Source organism: Paenibacillus zanthoxyli JH29 (genome assembly GCF_000520715.1).
GTDB classification, from domain to species: domain Bacteria; phylum Bacillota; class Bacilli; order Paenibacillales; family Paenibacillaceae; genus Paenibacillus_AQ; species Paenibacillus_AQ zanthoxyli.
This window is the reverse complement of sequence record NZ_ASSD01000187.1, coordinates 1-381: the sequence shown is the minus strand read 5'-3', so window position 1 is coordinate 381 and position 381 is coordinate 1. Positions and strand designations below refer to the sequence as shown.

1 protein-coding gene is annotated in these 381 nt (G+C 62.7%); it reads right to left on the bottom strand.

The window, feature by feature from the left end; translation table 11 throughout:
- Positions 1–7 precede the first annotated feature (7 nt).
- A partial coding sequence (locus L691_RS28180) for a DUF4430 domain-containing protein (RefSeq protein WP_025689715.1) occupies positions 8–381 on the bottom strand: 374 nt, incomplete at its 5' end.

Genomic DNA, 381 nt, shown 5'->3' with positions numbered 1-381 from the left:
AAGCCGCTCATCTTGAGGCTCCCAGATCCTTGCCCATATCGAGCGTATACAGCCATTCGACCGTATCTCCCGGCTTCAGCTTGTAAGCCCCGGCGCTCTCGCTCGGGAACTTGCCGTTCACGCAGTACATCCAGCCGCTCTCCGCGCCCTTGTCCATCTCATACAGATTGTCGATACCTTCCACGTAACCGGCCGCGCTTGCGCCTCGGTATTCCATCTGGATTTTGTGCTGCCGGGTGACCCGCTTCAGCACATCCAGCGCGCTGTCGCCCTCCTCTACCTCTACCGAGGTGGGGGGCAGAATGGTCCCAAGCTCGTCGTCGCCGACAATGGACATGGTGACGGCGGCGGCTTGCTCGGCGGCAGGCCGGTCGCCGCCGG